Source organism: Subdoligranulum sp. APC924/74 (genome assembly GCF_003324125.1).
Taxonomy (GTDB): domain Bacteria; phylum Bacillota; class Clostridia; order Oscillospirales; family Ruminococcaceae; genus Gemmiger; species Gemmiger qucibialis.
In genome coordinates, this window is the sequence record NZ_PSQF01000173.1 from 1 (window position 1) to 2,447 (window position 2,447).

At 53.3% G+C, this 2,447-nt stretch carries 4 protein-coding genes; all 4 read right to left on the bottom strand.

Going from position 1 to position 2,447, the window contains the following annotated elements; genetic code table 11:
- Positions 1-127 precede the first annotated feature (127 nt).
- A complete protein-coding gene (locus tag C4885_RS15950) occupies positions 128-373 on the bottom strand; it encodes a helix-turn-helix transcriptional regulator (protein WP_114001277.1) in 246 nt (81 codons plus the stop codon).
- Positions 374-375: 2 nt separating this feature from the next.
- Positions 376-807 carry a hypothetical protein gene (locus C4885_RS15955; protein ID WP_114001278.1) on the bottom strand — a complete coding sequence of 144 codons (432 nt, stop codon included), beginning with the start codon at positions 805-807 and terminating at the stop codon, positions 376-378.
- A 40-nt stretch (positions 808-847) separates the two neighbouring features.
- Positions 848-1,213 carry a helix-turn-helix transcriptional regulator gene (locus tag C4885_RS15960; protein ID WP_114001279.1) on the bottom strand — a complete coding sequence of 122 codons (366 nt, stop codon included), beginning with the start codon at positions 1,211-1,213 and terminating at the stop codon, positions 848-850.
- Between the two features lie 313 nt (positions 1,214-1,526).
- Positions 1,527-1,832, bottom strand: a complete 306-nt coding sequence (locus C4885_RS15965) for a winged helix-turn-helix domain-containing protein (RefSeq protein ID WP_114001280.1) — start codon at positions 1,830-1,832, stop codon at positions 1,527-1,529.
- Between the last annotated feature and the right edge of the window lie 615 nt (positions 1,833-2,447).

Sequence of the window (2,447 nt, forward strand, 5' to 3'; positions counted from 1 at the left end):
TATTATCTGCGCTTTTGGCTTGGCATCTGCCGCACCTCGCTCGCCGTATCGGCACTTAGAATTATGCGGTATTGCCTAAGTAAAATAGAAAAGCGGCCGTTTGAGCTTTTGGGTTCAAACGGTCGCTTTATTTTGGGCTTTTTTCGCTGTAAGGGCTGTGTGGTTCGCCATCGGCAGGCTCAACATAGGTTATCAGGTCCTCGACCCGGCAGTGGAAAATCTGGCAGAAGTCGTCCAGCTTGGCCGTGGTAATGCCCTGCCCCTTGCGGATGCGGTCAATGGTGCCGCTGCTGATGTTGTAGTGGTTGATCAGTGTATAAGTGCTTTCCTCGCACCGCTTCATCGTTTCCCAGAATTTGTCGTATACAATCATGGTTACGCTTTTTCCTCGGCCCCAAAGCTATACCCCATATCGCGGTACAGAGCATAGGCTTTGCGCAGGAAATCTTCGGTCACGCAAAAGTATTCGGCAGCGTCGGCAAGGGTGTCGCCGCGACGCAGGCGGGCGGCAAGTTCGGGGTAGGGGATGTGCTTGAGCACGGCGGCTTTGTCGGCCCGGTATTCGGCCTGCGCTTTGAGCTGGTAGGGCGAATACGGCAGATAGAACGCGCCGCTGGCAAAGTGCCCGTCCTCGTGGATCAGGGCGGTGCGCACCTCGGCGGAAGAATCAAACCGCGCGGTGTTGATGCCCACAATGCGCCCGTTCTGCAAAGAAAGGCAGCGCATGCTGCGCAGCGGGCATTCCGCCACGGTAATGCCTTCCCGGTCCATTTCGTCCAGTGTGGCTGCAAGGGTATATTTGAACATTCGTGCCCCTCCCGCAAGCGCAGGCCCGGCCAAAGGCGGCTTACTGCTTGCCCTGGTTGATCTCCGCACGCAGGCGGATCAGGGTGGCAATATCGGCCTTGTCCTCTTCGGTCAGGTAGCGCTTCAAGTTCTCATAAGCGGCAATGGGCTCATCGCGGATCAGGTCCGAAACGGCATCCGTCTGGTCCGGCTCGGTTTCCAGCGGTTCATCCCCGGCAAGCTGGGCGATGGTAACGCCAAAATACTCGGCAATGGGCCGCGCGTGCTTCAGCGTCAGCTGTTTGGTGCGGCCGGATGCCAGCTCCGACAGGGTGCTGCGCGGGATTTTCAGCGCGCGGCACATTTTGGTTACGTCAGTGCCGTCGCGGCGGCACAGCTCCTGGATGATATCATACATTCTGCTCATGGCGGGAGCCTCACTTTACCTGCACTGCGCGGGGCAGAACCACGCAGTGATTAAATTCTGTTCCTGTATTCAGGATACCCCCGCCGCAAGGGAATGTCAAGCCTGCTGCTTACATTTTTGCCTTGGGTGTACCTGAAAAGGCGAAAATAAACGCTTTTTCGCAAGTGCAGTTTTGTGGCTTGCGCCTGTAAAACAGCCGTGATTTTTTTTCAGATACACCCGAATACCCTCATTATACCACAAGGCGAGGGTGATAAACCGGACTTTGACGGGCACAAACGGAAAAAATATTGATTTGTGTTCCCAATTATGTTCAGGAAAGGGTATACCCCACACGGTAAATGGTCTGGATCTCCTGTTTCAGCCCCAGTTTGCGGCGCAAATGCTGGATATGTACATCCACCGTGCGGGTAATGCCGATGCAGGGGTAACCCCAGGCGGTATGCAGCAGGTCGCCGCGGCTTACAGCCTGGCCGCGGTGGTCAAACAGCACTTGCAGCAGGGCAAACTCCTGCGGGGTCAGGAGAATATCCTCCCCGTGGCGCGTAACGGCGCGTGCCTGCCAGTCAATATTCAAATCCTTGTAATGCGTTGCGGTATAAGTGCTGTGCATTCCCATACGATAACCTCCTTTGGCGGAAAATTTCAACTTTCTATAATATATAAACGAGGCATGTAACCAAGATGTTACAACTGTAAATGTAAAAGATTTATGTCTTTGAACAATGTTTTCAACTTTTCCACAGTGGAAACGGTGGGAAAATCTGTGAAAAACGTTGAAAACTCAGAGTTGCAAAATTGCGCAGGAATAGATGACGAAGTATCGTGTGATTATTTTGCAAAGATAGTGGAAAACTGACCGTAAACAGGAGAAATTATCCGCAAAAAATGTGGTCAATGTTGAAAACTGCCCTGTGGCAGGGTGGGAAATGGGGAACTTTTGCGGGAAATATTGTGCGCGGGAGGGAGACATGGGACGGTTGACGGGAAAATAAAGGGGGAGGGAGGGGTCACCTGACCCCGCCGGAACTTTGCCTGGTTGCAAGTGAAAACTGGCGCAAGGAACAAGAAAAGAAAAAAGCATGTGCCCCATCCCTCAAAGATGTAAGCACATGCCTTTTTCTATTTCTAAGGCAACACCGCACAATTCCCGCCTGACGGCTTAAGCACCGCTCCGGCGGCTGCGGCACGGCATCTGCGTTGCCAAAATGCTCGATAATGTCGGGTTGCGGTA